Source organism: Streptomyces sp. NPDC001728, assembly GCF_040297565.1.
GTDB lineage: Bacteria > Actinomycetota > Actinomycetes > Streptomycetales > Streptomycetaceae > Streptomyces.
Map to the genome: position 1 here is coordinate 105,020 of NZ_JBEOZK010000001.1, position 16,412 is coordinate 121,431.

Annotated in this window: 15 protein-coding genes and 1 pseudogene; 3 read left to right on the plus strand and 13 right to left on the minus strand. The window is 72.7% G+C overall.

Going from position 1 to position 16,412, the window contains the following annotated elements; all coding sequences use genetic code 11:
- Positions 1-11: 11 nt before the first annotated feature.
- The 7 genes from ABT154_RS00465 to ABT154_RS00495 all read right to left on the minus strand — a co-directional run bounded on the left by ABT154_RS00465 (position 12) and on the right by ABT154_RS00495 (position 6,356).
- Positions 12-1,133 carry a hypothetical protein gene (locus ABT154_RS00465; RefSeq protein ID WP_351850997.1) on the minus strand — a complete coding sequence of 374 codons (1,122 nt, stop codon included), beginning with the start codon at positions 1,131-1,133 and terminating at the stop codon, positions 12-14.
- 98 nt (positions 1,134-1,231) lie between these two features.
- Positions 1,232-1,960 carry a SigE family RNA polymerase sigma factor gene (locus ABT154_RS00470; RefSeq protein ID WP_351851000.1) on the minus strand — a complete coding sequence of 243 codons (729 nt, stop codon included), beginning with the start codon at positions 1,958-1,960 and terminating at the stop codon, positions 1,232-1,234.
- Between the two features lie 261 nt (positions 1,961-2,221).
- Positions 2,222-3,274 (minus strand): aspartate-semialdehyde dehydrogenase, encoded by a 1,053-nt coding sequence (locus ABT154_RS00475; protein ID WP_351851003.1) that lies wholly within the window; start codon positions 3,272-3,274, stop codon positions 2,222-2,224.
- The gene (locus ABT154_RS00480; RefSeq protein ID WP_317875175.1) at positions 3,271-4,542 is read right to left on the minus strand and encodes an aspartate kinase; all 1,272 of its coding nucleotides are present in this window, start codon (positions 4,540-4,542) and stop codon (positions 3,271-3,273) included. The genes ABT154_RS00475 and ABT154_RS00480 overlap by 4 nt, the downstream gene beginning before the upstream one ends.
- A gap of 118 nt (positions 4,543-4,660) precedes the next feature.
- A complete protein-coding gene (locus ABT154_RS00485) occupies positions 4,661-5,320 on the minus strand; it encodes a DUF5063 domain-containing protein (protein ID WP_351851006.1) in 660 nt (219 codons plus the stop codon).
- Positions 5,321-5,355: 35 nt separating this feature from the next.
- Positions 5,356-5,955 carry a recombination mediator RecR gene (recR, locus tag ABT154_RS00490; RefSeq protein WP_317875173.1) on the minus strand — a complete coding sequence of 200 codons (600 nt, stop codon included), beginning with the start codon at positions 5,953-5,955 and terminating at the stop codon, positions 5,356-5,358.
- A 65-nt stretch (positions 5,956-6,020) separates the two neighbouring features.
- On the minus strand, positions 6,021-6,356 hold the full coding sequence (locus tag ABT154_RS00495; protein WP_317875172.1) for a YbaB/EbfC family nucleoid-associated protein: 336 nt from the start codon (positions 6,354-6,356) through the stop codon (positions 6,021-6,023).
- 269 nt (positions 6,357-6,625) lie between these two features.
- Between ABT154_RS00495 and ABT154_RS00500 the strand changes: the two genes are divergently transcribed.
- Positions 6,626-7,330: an SLATT domain-containing protein gene (locus ABT154_RS00500; RefSeq protein WP_351851986.1), complete on the plus strand. Its 705-nt coding sequence runs from the start codon at positions 6,626-6,628 to the stop codon at positions 7,328-7,330.
- A 106-nt stretch (positions 7,331-7,436) separates the two neighbouring features.
- Here ABT154_RS00500 and ABT154_RS00505 read toward each other — a convergent pair whose 3' ends face one another.
- The 5 genes and pseudogenes from ABT154_RS00505 to ABT154_RS00525 all read right to left on the minus strand — a co-directional run bounded on the left by ABT154_RS00505 (position 7,437) and on the right by ABT154_RS00525 (position 11,719).
- Positions 7,437-8,087: a putative DNA-mimic protein gene (locus ABT154_RS00505; RefSeq protein ID WP_317875171.1), complete on the minus strand. Its 651-nt coding sequence runs from the start codon at positions 8,085-8,087 to the stop codon at positions 7,437-7,439.
- A gap of 112 nt (positions 8,088-8,199) precedes the next feature.
- The gene (locus ABT154_RS00510) at positions 8,200-8,919 is read right to left on the minus strand and encodes a GntR family transcriptional regulator (RefSeq protein ID WP_351851010.1); all 720 of its coding nucleotides are present in this window, start codon (positions 8,917-8,919) and stop codon (positions 8,200-8,202) included.
- Positions 8,920-8,988: 69 nt separating this feature from the next.
- Positions 8,989-10,353 (minus strand): aspartate aminotransferase family protein, encoded by a 1,365-nt coding sequence (locus ABT154_RS00515; RefSeq protein ID WP_351851013.1) that lies wholly within the window; start codon positions 10,351-10,353, stop codon positions 8,989-8,991.
- Positions 10,354-10,466: 113 nt separating this feature from the next.
- Positions 10,467-10,613: pseudogene (locus ABT154_RS00520) on the minus strand (VapC toxin family PIN domain ribonuclease); the annotation flags it as partial.
- A gap of 164 nt (positions 10,614-10,777) precedes the next feature.
- On the minus strand, positions 10,778-11,719 hold the full coding sequence (locus ABT154_RS00525) for an NADP-dependent oxidoreductase (RefSeq protein ID WP_351851016.1): 942 nt from the start codon (positions 11,717-11,719) through the stop codon (positions 10,778-10,780).
- Between the two features lie 202 nt (positions 11,720-11,921).
- Between ABT154_RS00525 and ABT154_RS00530 the strand changes: the two genes are divergently transcribed.
- Together ABT154_RS00530 and ABT154_RS00535 are read left to right on the plus strand one after the other, a co-directional pair.
- A complete protein-coding gene (locus ABT154_RS00530; RefSeq protein WP_351851018.1) occupies positions 11,922-13,466 on the plus strand; it encodes a substrate-binding domain-containing protein in 1,545 nt (514 codons plus the stop codon).
- 26 nt (positions 13,467-13,492) lie between these two features.
- Positions 13,493-15,460 carry a serine/threonine-protein kinase gene (locus tag ABT154_RS00535; RefSeq protein ID WP_351851021.1) on the plus strand — a complete coding sequence of 656 codons (1,968 nt, stop codon included), beginning with the start codon at positions 13,493-13,495 and terminating at the stop codon, positions 15,458-15,460.
- On the opposite strand, the gene ABT154_RS00540 is transcribed toward ABT154_RS00535, so the two are convergent.
- On the minus strand, positions 15,457-16,383 hold the full coding sequence (locus ABT154_RS00540) for a LysR family transcriptional regulator (protein WP_351851023.1): 927 nt from the start codon (positions 16,381-16,383) through the stop codon (positions 15,457-15,459). The two genes, ABT154_RS00535 and ABT154_RS00540, sit on opposite strands and share 4 nt — an antisense overlap.
- Positions 16,384-16,412: the final 29 nt, after the last annotated feature.

The following is a 16,412-nucleotide window of genomic DNA, read 5'->3' on the forward strand; positions in this document are numbered from 1 at the left end:
AGGAAACCGGCTCAGGAACCGCTCAGGAGCCCGGTGCGGTAGATCGTGCCCGCGCAGGCGTTCGGGACGATCGCCGAGGCTCCCGGGCCGCCCGGCTCCGCGACGTGGCTCACCAGCACGCTGCCGTCGGCCAGGCCGCCGTCCTCGCGGAGCAGCTGCGGGGCCGCGTCGGCGCCCGCTCCCGTGCCCGCCTCCGAGCCGGAGCCCGTGCCCGTGCCGCCGGAGCCCGTGCCCGCGCTGGGGTCGGGGTTGCCGGGGTTGCCGGTGCCGGCCGTCGGGGTGGGCGTCGGCGGCGGCGTGGTCGGCGGCTCGGTCGGCTCGGTCGGGGTGGGCGTCGGGGTGGTGCCGGTGGTCGGGCAGGTCTCACTCGGCACCCAGACGAACTTCACCTCGTAGCTGTCGCTCGGCCTGAGGAGCATCGAGGACATCTCCTGCGAGGGGTCCGGCAGACCGCTCCCGCCGTCCCCCGGGGTGTGCCGGACGACCGAGATCCGGCCCGGGTCGGCCGCCCCGCGCGCCTCGAAGCCGACGACCCCGCTGCCGTCCAGGACACAGTCCCGGGCGGAGACGTTGGAGAAGCGGAAGGTGCCGTAGACCTTGCCCTCGCCGTCGGGTCCGCCGGCCTCCGCCGCGCTGACGCCGAGCTGCCCGGCCTCGCACCGGGGCCCGGAGCCGGGGCCCGAGCCCTGCGACCGCGAGGACCCGCCGCCGGAGACGCCGGTGCCGGGCCGCTGCGGCTTGCCCTGGGAGCCCTCGTCGGCGCCCTGGCTGGGGGACACGGTGCTCGCCGGGGCCTTGGAGCTCTGGCCGCCCTCGACCCCGGTGTCGGTGCCGGTGCCGCCCTGGGCCTCCTCGCCGTGCCCGGCGTTCACCGGGTTGCCGGCGGCGGAGACGCCGCCGGACGCGGCGACGTGCACGAAGGCGGGTACGGCGGTGCCGATGAGGACGGCCGCGGCGGCGGCGCCCACGACGGCCTGCCGCTTACGGGCGCGCCGCGCGGGCACGGCCCGCCGCAGGTGTTCGAGCGAGCCCTTGGAGGGCTCGAGGCCGGACACGGCGCCCTGGAACAGCCGCCGCAGCGCGAGTTCGTCGTCCCCGTCGCCCTCGCCGGGGCCGGGCTCGATGTTCACCATGCGCTGTCCACTCAGGTCGTCACGTTCTTCTCGGGCGCCACCGGCGGCGTGGCTCCGCTGAGCCCCACCGGTCCCGCCGTTCCTGTCGGGGGCCTCGCTCATGTCGTCGCTCCCATCGCGACGCGCAGCGCCGCGATGCCCCGCGAACCGTACGCCTTCACCGAGCCCAGGGATATTCCGAGCGCCTCGGCGACCTGCACCTCGGTCATGTCGGAGAAGTACCGCAGGGCGAGCACCTCGCGCTGGCGGCGCTGGAGGCCGCGCATGGCCTTGATCAGGTCCTCGCGCTCCAGCTGGTCGTACGCCCCCTCCTCCGCGCTCGCCATGTCGGGCATCGGCTTGGACAGGAGCTTGAGGCCGAGGATGCGGCGGCGCAGCGCGGACCGGGAGAGGTTCACGACGGTCTGGCGCAGGTAGGCGAGCGTCTTCTCCGGCTCGCGGACCCGCTTGCGGGCCGAGTGGACCCGGATGAACGCCTCCTGGACGACGTCCTCGCAGGAGGCCGTGTCGTCGAGGAGCAGCGCGGCGAGGCCGAGCAGCGAGCGGTAGTGGGCGCGGTAGGTCTCGGTCAGGTGGTCGACGGTGGTTCCGGCGGCCGTGCTGCCCTCGGCGCTCGTCCGGGGCGCGGGGATGCCGTCCACGGAGCTCGCGCGGGACCCGGTCGGCATGCGGGCGATCACCGGCATCCCGCCGAGCGGGCGCGGTCGCCGGACGGCGCCGGCCGCGGAGCCGCGTACGGCATCGGCGGGAGCGCCGCGCACGGGGAGCAATGCCGTGCCCGCGCCGCGCAGCGGGGCGATGATCGCGATGTCGAGTACCTCTGCCACGCATGTTGGACACGCTTCCCCCCGGCAGGGTTGTACGCGTGCGTCACCCTTTTCGACGGTGAGCCGTTCGTCCCCATGCGTTACCGTTCTCCCCCGATGCCCCGCTTTGCAGCGTGTCCCGCGTCACACGACTTTCGTGCACGCAGAGACGCCCCTGCCCAACCACTGGTTGCAGCAAGGGGGAAGAGCATCCTCGGCCACGGCATCGCCGCAGTTCAAGAGGTATCTGACGCCTTTTTGCTCACAGGTCGTTCACAGACCCTACAAATACGTGACAACCGATTCGGCGATCTGGAGGGCGTTGAGGGCGGCGCCCTTGCGCAGGTTGTCGGCGCAGACGAAGAAGTCGAGCGCCCGCTCGTCGTCCATGGACCGCCGCACCCTGCCGACCCAGGCGGGATCGGTGCCGGCCACGTCGGCGGGGGTGGGGAAGTCGCCCGCGCCGGGGTCGTCGTAGAGCACGACGCCGGGTGAGGTCGCCAGGATCTCGTGCGCGCGGCCGACCGGGACGGGGCGCTCGAAGCGGGCGTGCACGGAGACGGAGTGCCCGGTGACGACGGGCACGCGCAGACAGGTGGCGGCGACCCGCAGCCCGGGCAGGCCGAGGATGCGGCGGGTCTCGTCCCGTACCTGCTCCTCCTCCGAGGAGGCCCCGTCGGCACCGGCCGTGCCCGACCAGGGCAGGACGTTGAGCGCGAGGGGCCCGGGGAAGGGTCCGGTGGTCTCGCCGACGGCCCGGCGTACGTCTCCGGGGTGGGTGCCGAGGTCGACGCCGCCGGTCACCAGTCCGAGCTGGGCGCGGAGCGCCTCCACGCCGGCCTGTCCGGCGCCGCTGGCGGCCTGCTGGGCGGTGACGACGAGCTCGCAGAGCCCGAACTCGGCGTGCAGGGCGCCCACGGCGACGATCAGCGCGAGGGTGGTGCAGCCGGGGCTGGCGACGATGCCCCGGGGGCGTACGCGCGCCGCGTGGGCGTTGGTCTCGGGGACCACGAGGGGGACGTCGGGGTCCGCGCGGAAGGCGGCGGAGGTGTCGACGACGACGGCGCCCTTGAGCGCGGCGACGGGCGCCCAGCGGGCGGCGACGGGCTCGGGCACCAGGAAGAGCGCGAGGTCGACGCCGTCGAGGGCCTCCTCGTCGAGTTCGAGGACCTCGCACTCCTCCCCGCGCAGGGAGACCTTGCAGCCGGCCGAGCGAGGGGAGGCGAGGAGGCGGATCTCGCCCCAGACGTCCGCGTGCTGCGTGAGCATCTGGAGCATGACCGAGCCGACCGCCCCGGTCGCTCCCACGACCGCGAGCGTCGGCTTCGGTGTCATCGGCCGGAGCCTCCGTAGACGACGGCTTCGTCCGAGTCGCTGTCCAGACCGAAGGCGGTGTGGACGGCGCGCACGGCCTCGTTGACGTCGTCGGCGCGGGTGACGACCGAGATGCGGATCTCGGAGGTCGAGATCAGCTCGATGTTCACGCCCGCGTCGGAGAGCGCGCGGAAGAAGTCCGCGGTGACGCCCGGGTTGGTCTTCATACCCGCGCCGACCAACGAGATCTTGCCGATCTGGTCGTCGTAGCGCAGCGAGTCGAAGCCGATCGCGCCCTTGGCCTTCTCCAGGGCGTCGATGGCCTTGCGGCCCTCGGCCTTGGGGAGGGTGAAGGAGATGTCCGTGAGGCCGGTGGAGGCCGCAGACACGTTCTGCACGATCATGTCGATGTTGATCTCGGCGTCCGCGACGGCCCGGAAGATGGCCGCGGCCTCGCCCGGCTTGTCCGGCACGCCGACGACGGTGATCTTCGCCTCGGAGGTGTCGTGGGCGACACCCGAGATGATGGCCTGCTCCACCTTCTGAGCTCCCTGCGGTTCGTTGCTGACCCACGTGCCCTGCAGCCCCGAGAAGGACGAGCGGACGTGGATCGGGATGTTGTAGCGGCGCGCGTACTCGACGCAGCGGTGCAGCAGCACCTTGGAGCCGGAGGCGGCGAGCTCCAGCATGTCCTCGAAGGAGATCCAGTCGATCTTCTTCGCCTTCTTCACCACGCGCGGGTCGGCCGTGAACACGCCGTCGACGTCGGTGTAGATCTCGCAGACCTCGGCGTCGAGCGCGGCGGCGAGCGCCACGGCCGTGGTGTCGGAACCGCCACGGCCGAGCGTGGTGATGTCCTTCTTGTCCTGGCTGACGCCCTGGAAGCCGGCGACGATGGCGATGTTGCCCTCGTCGAGGGCGGTGCGGATACGGCCCGGCGTGACATCGATGATGCGCGCTTTGTTGTGGACCGAGTCGGTGATGACACCGGCCTGGCTGCCCGTGAACGACTGGGCCTCGTGGCCCAGGTTTTTGATCGCCATGGCCAGCAGGGCCATGGAGATCCGCTCTCCGGCGGTCAGCAGCATGTCGAACTCACGCCCGGCAGGGATCGGGGATACCTGCTCGGCGAGATCGATCAACTCGTCCGTCGTGTCGCCCATCGCGGAAACCACGACGACCACCTGGTGGCCGTTCTTCTTGGCGTCCACGATCCGCTTGGCGACGCGCTTGATGCCTTCGGCATCGGCAACGGAGGAGCCTCCGTACTTCTGCACGACAAGGCCCACGTGCGCTCCTCGCTCAGTCTGTGCCGCAGCCGGCGCTGCGATCGGCTCAGTCTAACGAGGGACCCGGAAACGCCGACGTGATATCGCATCCTGAGACAGGGCGCTCACGGAGTGATCATCAGCGGCGTTCGCCCAGGCCCAGCGGGGCGCCGATCTCCTCGGCCATCACCCGGCCCGCCTCCTCCGCGAGGTCGTCCTCCGTGAGGTCCTCGTCCGTGTCGAGGCCGTCCAGGGCCGCCAGCGGCTGGTCCAGGCGGACATGGGCCACGAGGGACTGGAGGGCGCGGAGGGTGGCCGAGGCGGTGGGGCCCCAGTTGGAGAAGTACGAGAACTGCCACCACCACAGGGCCTCGCTGGTGCGGCCCGCCCGGTAGTGGGCCAGGCCGTGCCGCAGGTCGGCGACGATGTCGGCGAGGTTGTCGGAGATCCGGGCCGGGACCGGGGCCTTGCGGGGCTCGTACGGGTCGAAGACCTCGGAGAAGACGTCGACCGGTTCGAGGAGGACCGCGAAGCGCTCGCGCAGGTCGTCCATGTCGGGCTCCGGGCCCGTGTCGGTCTCGTACCGCTCGTCCGGGACGATGTCCTCGTGCGCGCCGAGGCGCCCGCCGGCCAGCAGCAGCTGCGAGATCTCCAGGAGGAGGAAGGGCACCGCGCTGTCCGGCTCGTCGCCCTTGGCGACCTCGGTGGTCGCGACGATGAAGCTCTCGATGGAGTCGGCGATCTGGACCGAGAAGTCGTCGGGATTCTGGGTGATCGCGTGCAGCGTGGGGTCAGACATCGAGGAGCCTCCCTGAGAGCGCGCCGGCCCGGTCGTCATACATCTAGCAGCCTCCGCCCCTCGAAGGCACGGCCGAGGGTCACCTCGTCGGCGTACTCCAGGTCGCCGCCGACCGGAAGCCCGCTCGCGAGGCGGGTGACCCTGAGCCCCATGGGCTTGATCATCCGCGCCAGGTACGTCGCGGTGGCCTCGCCCTCCAGGTTCGGGTCGGTCGCGAGGATCAGCTCGGTGACCGCGCCGTCGGCGAGCCGCGCGAGCAGCTCCCGGATGCGCAGGTCGTCCGGGCCGACACCGTCGATCGGGCTGATCGCGCCGCCGAGGACGTGGTACCGCCCCCGGAACTCGCGGGTCCGCTCGATCGCGACGACGTCCTTCGGCTCCTCGACCACACAGATGACGGTCAGGTCGCGGCGAGGGTCGCGGCAGATGTTGCACTGCTCCTGCTGTGCGACGTTCCCGCAGACCGCGCAGAACCTGACCTTCTCCTTCACCTCCAGAAGCGCGTGCGCGAGCCGGCGGACGTCCGTGGGCTCGGCCTGGAGGATGTGGAAGGCGATCCGCTGCGCGCTCTTGGGACCGACGCCGGGCAGCCTGCCCAGTTCGTCGATGAGGTCCTGAACCACGCCTTCGTACAACGGAACGCCCTTCTCGGGGTGCTTGATTCTTACGGTAGTGGCTGGAAGCGAGCCTTAGAAGGGGCTCAGAAGCCCAGACCCGGCATGCCGCCCATGCCCTGCGCCAGCGGACCGAGCTTGGCCTGCTGGAGCTGCTGCGCGTTGTCGTTGGCGGCCTGCACCGCGGCCACCACCAGGTCGGCCAGCGTCTCGGTGTCCTCCGGGTCGACCGCCTTGGGGTCGATGACCAGGCCGCGCAGCTCGCCGGAGCCGGTCACGGTCGCCTTGACCAGACCGCCGCCCGCCTGTCCCTCGACCTCGGTCGCGGCCAGTTCCTGCTGCGCGCGGGCGAGGTCCTGCTGCATCTTCTGGGCCTGCTGGAGAAGCTGCTGCATGTTGGGCTGACCACCACCGGGGATCACGGTCACTCCTGAGGTTCGGTACGTCCGTATGTCGGTACGCCGAGCCTACGTGGTCGCCGCCCGCCCCGCCTCCATCACTCTTTCGGGTGAGAAACCCCGGGCTCCTCTACCTGATCAACACCCCCTTGCGGGCGGAAATCCTGGGATTCCGGGCCCGCCGCCCACCATTCGGCGGTAGGAAGGGCACGCACCACGTGCACCGCACGTCACAGATAGGCCACGAGCGCTGAGCTGAACAGAGGAGTCCCCCGGTGAGCCAGCAGCCGGAGATGCAGCCGCCGGGGCCCCCCGGGGGAGACGTCCACCGCGACCTGACCGGTACGCCGTTCCCCCTGGGCGACTGGGGTGAGCCGGCCGAGCGCCTCGACGAGCTGTACCGCTGGGTGGAGGCCAACGCCCTGCGGACCGTCGAGTGGTACCTCTCCGACCGGGTCTGGAAGCGCCGCGCCGCCCGTCTGCTGCGGATCGGCACGGCCGTCGGGGTGACCGCGGGTGCCGCGCTGCCGCTGCTCGATCTGACCGGGGTCGCGGAGGGCGTCGCGGGCTGGGGCTATGTGTCGCTGCTGCTCGGCGCCGCGTGCCTGGCCTGCGACCGGTACTTCGGGGTGACGGCCGGCTGGATGAGGGACGTGGCGACGGCGCAGGCCGTGCAGCGGCGGCTGCAGGCCCTCCAGTTCGACTGGGCCTCGGAGAGCGTCCGGGAGGTGCTCGGCCCCACCGAGGGCACCGCGAGCGAGGCTGCCGACCGCTGTCTCGGCGTGCTGCGCCGCTTCTCGGAGGACGTGACGGAGCTGGTACGGGCGGAGACGGCGGACTGGATGGTCGAGTTCCGCTCGGGCCCGGCGCCGCTGGCGCTCCAGTCGGTCGGCGTGCTGCCCGCCCGCTCCGAGAGCGCCTACCCGGCGGGCCGCTTCCCCCTGCCACCGGGCACCCGCCCGAACATGCCGCGCCAGCGGCCCCCGGAGACCCGCTGACGCGGGTCTCCGAGCCGTCGGAAGCAGCCCGTCGGAAGCAGGCCGCCGGAAGCAGGCCGCCGGAAGCAGGCCGCCGAGAGCAGGCCGCCGGGAGCAGCAGGCCGGCTCAGCTCAGGATGATCATCGAGCCCTGGGCCAGGCTCCGGGTCGCCGCCGCGTGCAGCCCCAGCCACACGTGCCGCTCCCGCGCGAAGGGGTGCCCGTCGTACGGAGGGGCCTCGGCCGGCTCCTCCAGGGAGGTCGGCCGCTCCGGGGCCGCCGGGGCCGCCGGCGGGTTCCTCGGGTCGATGCCGATCGCGGGCGCCACGAACTCCAGCTCCCGCAGCAGCCCGTACGAGGAGCCGAGCGGCCCGCCGCCTTCGAGCAGCTCGTCGCTGGCGAGCGGCACCGGGAACTCGACCGGCACGTACGCGCCGGCGTGGTCGTAGTGCCAGACCAGGTGCGACTGCTGGGCCGTCGCCTCGAACATCTCAAGGAGCTGTTCGTAGTCCCCTCCGAGCTCGCCGACCGGCTCGACCGGCAGCCCGCACACCTGGAGCAGGTAGGCACGCCGCAGGAAGTGCAGGGCCTCGTAGTCGAAGCCCGCGATGGGGGCGACGTCGCCGGAGAGTCCCGGCATGTACGCGTAAACGGGCACGGTCGGCAGACCGGACGCGGTCAGCACGGCGTCGTAGGCGGCTATCTCTTCGGCGAAGGGGTTGTCGGGGCTGTGGCACAACACGTCGACGAGGGGGACCAGCCACAGGTCACAGGCCAAGGGAGGCTCGCTCTCCGTCAGTTGCAGGGACGGCCAGGGTAGTCGGCCGGGCCGACCACGCCCACCCGCTGAGCACCTGCCCCCCAAGGCCCCGGCTCAACCCGATGGGGCTTCAGCGGGTCCGGGCCTCCAGCCGGTCCGCCCACTCCATCGAGTGCGCGTTGTACTCCCGGACGACCTCGGCGGCGGCTTCGCCGTCGCCGAGGGTGATCGCGTCGACGAGGTCGACGTGGCCGGCCCACAGCCAGCCGAGGAGGTCGCGCTCGGAGCGCAGATAGGGCACGGAGAAGACCCAGGCCTGGACGCGGAGCCGGTGCAGGAAGTCGGCGATGTAGTCGTTGGAGGCGACCAGCCTGGCCAGTTCGCGCCAGTAGCGGATGTCGTAGCCGATGAGGATGTCGAGGTCCCCGGCGCGGGCGGCGCGGGAGGCGGCCTCGCCCCTGCGGCGTATGGAGACGAGCGCGACCCCGATGCCGAGGTCGGGTTCCGGGACGGCGGTCACGGCGGTCACGGTCGCCGGGCTCACGGGCGCGTGGCGCCGGAAGATGCCGTCGACGACGAGCATCCGGGCCTCGACGATCCGCCGGTAGTCGTCGACCGAGTACTCGTGGACGCGGAAGCCGCGGTGCTGGTCGGAGTCGAGGAGGCCCTGCGCGCAGAGGTCGACCAGGGCTTCCCTGACGGGCGTCGCGGACACGCCGTACTGGTCGGCGATCTGCTTGACCGTGAACTCCTGGCCCGCTTTGAGACGGCCCGCGAGCACTTCGTCACGGAGCGCGTCCGCGATCTGCTGTCGCAAGGTGTTGCGTGTGACAGCTCCGCTCGCGGGCATGTGGTCGGTCCCCTCCGTCCGGCTCCGGACACCCTAGTCCAGACGGAGGGAACCTCCCGGGAAGAGCGGTTACGCGGTGTGCTCGTCGGCCACCGAGAGGGCCGCGTCCAGGGCCGCGAGGCCTTCCTTGGCCTCCGCCTCGGAGACGTTGCAGGCGGGAACGGCGTGGGTGCGGTTCATGTTCACGAAGGGCCACAGGCCGTTCTTCTTCGCCGCGGCGCCGAAGGCGGCCATCGGCGCGTTGGCCTCGCCGGCGGCGTTGTACGGGACCAGCGGCTCGCGGGTCTCGCGGTTCTTGACCAGGTCGAGCGACCAGAACACGCCCATGCCGCGGACATCGCCGACGGAGGGGTGGCGCTCGGCCAGCTCGCGCAGGCCGGGGCCGAGGACGGTCTCACCGATGTGCGCGGCGTTCTCGACGACCTTCTCGTCCTCCATCACCTGGATGGTGGCGACGGCGGCGGCGCAGGCCAGCGGGTGACCGGAGTAGGTCAGACCGCCCGGGTAGGCGCGCTTCTCGAAGGTGGCCGCGATCCTCTCGCTGATGGCGACGCCGCCGAGGGGCACGTAACCGGAGTTCACGCCCTTGGCGAAGGTCATCAGGTCGGGGACGACGTCGAAGTGCTCGGCGGCGAACCACTTGCCGGTGCGGCCGAAGCCCGCCATGACCTCGTCGAGGATGAAGACGATGCCGTACTTGTCGCAGATCTCGCGGACGCCGGTGAGGTAGCCGGGCGGCGGGGTCATGATGCCGGCGGTGCCGGGCACGGTCTCCAGGATGATCGCGGCGATGGTCGCCGGACCCTCGAAGGCGATCGTGTCCTCCAGGTGCTGGAGGGCACGCGCGCTCTCCTCCGCCTCGGTGGTGGCGTAGAAGGGCGAGCGGTAGAGGAACGGCGCCCAGAAGCGCACGACGCCGGCGGAGCCGTTGTCGGAGGGCCAGCGGCGCGGGTCACCGGTCAGGTTGATCGCGGTGGAGGTGGCGCCGTGGTACGAGCGGTAGGCGGACATCACCTTGGTGCGGCCGGTGTGCAGCCGGGCCATTCGGACGGCGTTCTCGACGGCCTCGGCGCCGCCGTTGGTGAAGAAGATCTTGTCCAGGTCGCCCGGGGTGCGCTCGGCGATGAGGCGTGCGGCCTCGGAGCGGACGTCGATGGCGAAGGCGGGAGCGAAGGTGCTCAGCTTCCCGGCCTGCTCCTGGATGGCGGCGACCACCTTGGGGTGCTGGTAGCCGATGTTCGTGTAGACGAGACCGCTGGTGAAGTCCAGGTAGCGGTTTCCGTCGTAGTCCCAGAAGTACGAACCCTCGGCGCCGGCGACGGCGAGCGGGTCGATCAGGCCCTGGGCGGACCAGGAGTGGAAGACGTGCGCGCGGTCGGCGGCCTTGACGGCGGCCCCGGCCTGGGGATCGGGTTCGATGACATGAGGGGTCATGTCGTCGAGGGTAAGGAACCGCAGGTGAGGCGGGCCATGACCATCTTGTCCACCGAGATGCGGGCGGACCCGACACGTTGCCGGTCCGGGCCGTTCCGCCCGTCCCGGACTCGGAGGGGAAGGTCGTCGGGAAGCACCCGGAACGCCTTGTGCCGGCCGAGCGGCCGCACGGCCCGGAAGTCGCGCCGGTCGAGGGTGAGGACCGCGTCGGTGTCGTACTCGGCGGCCAGAGCCACATTGACGGCGTCGGCCAGGTCGAGGGCGCTGTGGCGGGACGGGTCCACCGGCGGACGCAGGGTTCCTGACCCCGGCATGACGCGTCTGGCGGCGGCCCGGCGCGGGCTCGGGCGGCCCAGCACGGGCGGCCGGACGCAGGCGTGGCGTGGGCGGCCTGGTGCAGGCCGCCCCGCGCAGGCGAGGCGGCTCAGATCATCAGGATGATGCGGCCGGGCCGGTGCCCCGCCTCCGCCCTCCGGTGGGCCTCCCCGACCTCCTCCAGGGGCATCACGTCGGCCACCCGGGTGATCAGCTCCCGGTCCGCCACCTTCCGCAGGGTCTCCGTCAGCCGGGCGGCGTCCGGCCTGGCCCGTACCGCCTCGACGCGGATGCCGCGCTCCGCGGCCGGGATCCGGTCGGGGGCGAGCGCGGCGAACGCGCCGCCGTCCTTGAGGACGGGCAGCAGCGCGTCTCCGACGAGCGCCCCGTCGAAGACCCCGTCCACCCGGTACGGGTCGCCCGCGAGCACCTTGGCCACCACGTCCTCCGGGGCGCCGCGCGTGACGACGTGGTCCGCGCCGAGGATCCTCAGTTCGCTCTCGTCGCCCTCGTGGGCGACGGCCACCACCCGCAGCCCGGCCGCGTGCGCCAGCTGGACCGCGATCCGGCCCACCACCGCGCTCGCACCGGTCACGAGCAGTGTCGCGCCCGGCCGCAGCGCGAGCCGTTCGAGGCCCTGCTCGGCGGTGGCCGAGGCCAGCGGCAGGGACGCGGCCACGGTGAACTCCACGTCGTCGGGGACCGGCGCCAGCCACTCCGGGTCGGCCCAGATGATCTCCGCGTAGGTACCGTCGCCGGTCAGCGACTCGAACCACGGCACGAGCCCGGCCACCCGGGTCCCCGGCGGCATCCCGGGGGCGTGGTCGAGCAGCCTGCCCGCGAAGTCCGTCCCCAGGACGAACGGGGGCCTGAGTGAACCGACCATGTCGGCGTACTTCCCCGCGCGGATCCGCAGATCCGCCTGGTTCACCCCGGCCGCCTTCAGGCGCACCCGTACCTTCCCCGGTACGGCCCCGGCCTCCGGCTCCGGCCGGCGGACCATTCTGAGGACCTCGGGTCCGCCGTAGGCGGTCACTTCGACGACACGCATGGGGTACTCCTCAGACGGAAGGCCCCCTCGTCGCCATTACACCCACGCTCCGCACACCCGGCAACCCCTGCCCGGCCACCCGGGGGCCGACCCCGCGCCGCCCCGGCCCCGCTCCCGGATCTCTCCGAACGAACGGAGAAGTCCAGGTGACCGCCCGCTACGCGGCCCCCGCCCTCGTACAGGCGTCCGTACCCTCCCGGCCATGGAGTGGATCACTGCTGAGAACGTCATCGCCCTGGGGACGGCGCTCCTCGGCGTCCTGGTCTCGGTCGGCGTCGTCTGGCTCGACCGGTTCTCGCCCCAGCGCAAGCGGCTCGGCTACCGCGTGCAGCTCAACACCCCGCTCCACCGGGAGGAGAACCAGGACCGCGAGGTCATGACCGTGCGGGAGGGCGAGGTGGTGGGCATGGCCCCGCCCGCCAACGGCTCCACCCTCGTCCTTCTCCGCATCGAGAACGACCGCGACCTCGACATCGGCTCCGACGACTACGGCGCCTCCACCGAGCCCCACGGGCTGCGGATCACCTTCGGCGACCGGACCGTGCAGGGCGTCGTCGCCACCGTCCCGGCCGGCTGGGTCTCGGTCCGGGACGACCTGGAGCGCGCCCCCAAGCTGGGCCGCAGCGGCAGTGCCGTGCTCGTCCCCAAGGTGGCGCTCGACCGCGGGCAGTACTTCAAGCTGCTCGTCCAGCTCTCCGGCGGGGTGGCCGACCGGGACGTCAAGGTCGACGGCAGCCTCCAGGGCGGTGCCATCCGGCGCAACAGGAGCACCACCCCCGACGAGAAGGCCGCCAGGTTCAGCCCCACCTCGCGGGCCGTCACCGTCGTCCTCACCCTCTGTGTGATCGCGCTCGCCGCGATCATCGTCCGCGAGCAGACCCCGCCGCCGATCGGCTGCGCCACCGGCACCCTCACCGTCACCGGCTCCACCGCCTTCGCCCCCGTCGTCCGCGAGGTGAAGAAGCAGTACGAGAAGGACTGCGCGGGGGCGACGATCATCCTCGACCCGCACGGCTCGACCTCCGGGATCCGGGCGCTGGCCGACGCCGGCGCCGGCGCGAAGCAGGGCAAGGGCTCCCCCGCCGTCATCGCCCTCTCCGACGGCCGCAAGCCGGACGGCTTCCCCCGGCTGCGGGAGAGCATGGTCGCCGTCTCCCTCTTCACCCTCGTCCTCAACGACGACATCCCCGTCGACAACCTCACCCTGGACCAGATCCGCCGCGTCTACCGGGGCGAGATCACCCGCTGGAGCCAGCTGGTCCCCGGCGTCGACCGGCCCGTCCGGCTCATCAGCCGCGACGCCAACTCCGGTACCCGCGAGGTCTTCCAGCGCCGGGTCCTGGAACGCAACGAACCCGCCAACTCCTCCCTGGACTGCGTGAACGTCGACGACACCGAGTCCGAGGTGATCCGCTGCGAACTCGACTCCACGGACCGGGTCCTGACCACCGTCGCCAAGCTCCCCGGAGCCATCGGCTACGCCGACCTCCGCTCCGTCGGCGGACACCCGGGCCTGCACAAGGTGGCCATCGACGGCCGTGAACCCGTCCTGGAGGAGATGAGCGGAGCGGGCTACCCGTACCGGGAGATCGAGTACGCCTACACCTGGGGCGCACCCCCCGCCGACTCGCTGACCTCCAGCTTCCTCAGCTATCTGACCCGGGGCCGCGGTCAGGACGTGATCGGCACCCAGGGCCACCTGCCCTGCGCCACCCCGAAGGGGCTGAAGCTCTGCGGGGACGGCTGACGTGCCGTCTGGCATGCTCTGACGACGTGGAGCCATTGACCGCGGAAGACCCCGCCACCATCGGCCCGTTCCGTCTGCTCGGCCGTCTCGGAGTCGGGGGGATGGGCCGGGTGTTCCTGGCACGCTCGGCCGGCGGGCGGACGGTCGCGGTGAAGGTGGTGCACGCCGAACTCGCCGCCCAGGACGAGTTCCGGCGCCGGTTCGCCCGCGAGGTCGCCGCCCTGGAACGGGTCGGCGGCACGGGCACCGCGCCCGTGCTCGGCTCCGACACGGAGGCGGGGTCGCCGTGGGTGGCGATCGGCTATGTCCCGGGGCCCTCGCTGCGGACCGTCGTCGGCGACGAGTCCGGGCCGCTGTCACCCGTGACGGTGAAGGCCCTGGCCGGCGGTCTGGCCCGCGCCCTCGAACACATCCACGCCGCCGGACTCGTCCACCGCGATCTGAAACCGTCCAACGTGCTGCTCACCGTCGACGGGCCCCGGATCATCGACTTCGGCATCGCCCGCGCCGTCGACACGGTCGCCGACGGCGGCAACCTGACCACCACCGGGGCGGTCGTCGGCTCCCCCGGCTTCATGTCGCCCGAGCAGGTCAGGGGCGAGCACATCGAGCCCGCCTCGGACATCTTCTGCCTGGGGTCCGTGCTCGTGTACGCGGCGACCGGGCGCGCGCCGTTCGGTACGGCGGACAGCGGCGTCCACGCCACCATGTTCCGGATCGCCCACGACGAGCCCGACCTGACGGACCTGGCGCCCGAACTCTCCGGGCTGATCCGGGCCTGCCTCGCCAAGGACCCGGCCGGGCGCCCGTCGGCCGCCGAGATCGCGGAGACGCTGTCGGTCCCGGACCCGTGGCTCCCGGCGGACGTACTGGCACGGCTCGGACGGCACGCGGCGCGGCTGCTGGAGGCGGAGACGCGGGCGGAGGAGGAAGGTCCGGTCTTCTCCGGTGCGTCCGGTGCTGCTGTCTCCAGTGCCTCTGCTGCCTCCGGCGTCACTGGTGTCACCGGCGCCCCCGGTGGCTCCGGCTCCGTCGTCGCCGCCCCCGGTGAGGCCACCCCGTCCACCCCCCTGCCCTCCGGCTCCTCCACCGCTCCCCAGGCCCCCGCCCGGCACCCGTGCCGCCGCGCCGGGCCGGTCGCCGGGCTCACGGCGCTCGTCGTGGCCGCCGCGGCCGGTCTCACGTACACCTTCTGGCCCGACCCCGGCGCCGGCGACGACCGGAAGAACCGGGCCGGCGGCAACGGCTCCGCCCGGCCCGCCGGGATCGTCCCCGCCGCCTTCCTCGGCGCCTGGGAGGGCGTCGTGCAGGGCTCGCCCGAGTCCCCCCGCGAGACCGCCCGGATCGAGATCGCCCAGGGCGCCGCGGGCTCCAAGAGCGCCGTCTACGTCCAGGTCACCGAGAACCGGATGTGCATGGGCCGCTCGCGGCTCGTCTCCGCCGACGAGGACAAGGTGGTCTACGGCGAGTCCGACGTGACCACCAGCGTGCCCGCCGAGCGCTGCACACCCGCCGCCCACCAGACCCTCACCCTGCGCTCCCCCGATGTCCTGGAATGGGCCTCGGGCGCCGCGCGGACCACGTACCGCAAGGCCCCCAGCGGCCCGGCGGTCGTCCCCGCCCGCTTCCTCGGCCACTGGTCCCGCGTCCCCGCACCGGAGATCTACGGCGAGAACGACGACCGCTACACCTCGGAGGTCACGATCACCCAGGGCCCGGTCGGCGCCCCCGTGATCGGCGTCATCGACGGCTACCCGCGCACCGTCGACGGCGTGACCACCGCCGAGGACTGGTCCTGCGGCACCACGTCCGTCCTCGCGGGCGCCGGGAGCGTGCTGGTCGTCGGCCCCCGCACCAAGGACACCGACGCCTGGGACCGCGAGTGCCAGGAGGGCCTGTCCCGCTACCTGGTCGTCGACACCTTCAAGGGCCGGGACCGGCTGCTGGTCTACCCGATGCTCGACGGCGAACCGAACGAGTACTACCGGTCCTAGGCGGTGCCCCGCGCGCCCATCGGCCTTCCCCGGCCCGCCCCCGCCGCGCGGGCGTACGCCCTGACCAGCGGGCGGGTGTCGTCCGCGCGCCAGGCGAGGGCGAAGCGGCTCGGGGCGACGCCGTCGACGGGGCGGGTGACGACGCCGTCGCGGGCGAGGAGCGGCGCGTTGCCCGCCGCGACCAGACAGATCCCCAGGCCGTCGACGAGCGCCTCGTAGGTCTCGTCCGCACTGGCTATCTCCCCGCCGACCACCGGCGGCCGGCCGCCCCGGGACTCCACCGCCAGCCAGTGGTCCCGCAGTTCGGGCCCGGTGTCCGGCAGCGCGAGGAAGGGCTCGTCGAGAAGGTCCGCGAAGTCCAGGCGGTCACGGGCGGCCAGCGGATGCGACTCCGGAAGGGCCACGAGCCGGGGCTCGGTCGCCACCACCACCCAGCGGAAACGGTCCTCCCCGGACAGCGGCAGCCAGACGAACGCCACATCGCTCGCACCGTCCGCGAGCCCCGCCGTCGGGTCCTCCCAGCCCACCTGGCGCAGTTTCAGCCCCGCCTCCGGGTGCGCCTCGGTGAAGCGGGAGCGGATCGCGGGCAGCAGCCCGCCGCGCCCCGGACTGGTGCTCATCCCGACCACCAGCAGGCCCCGCTCGGCCTCCCGGGCCCGCCGTACCGCCTCATGCCCCTCCTGCCAGGCGGCGAGCGCGGCGCGGGCGTGCGGCAGCAGGGCCGTACCGACGGAGGTGAGGGCCACCCCGCGCCGGTCGCGGTCGAAGAGCCGCACCCCCAACTGCCGCTCCAGGGACCGGATCTGCTTGCTGAGCGCGGGCTGCGACACATACAGGCGCTCGGCGGCCCGGGTGAAGTGCAGCTCCTCCGCGACCGCGAGGAAGTACCGGAGTTCCCGGCCGTGGACGTCCGTGATCGTCATGCCCCTGGGTTATCACGAGAGATCTTGGA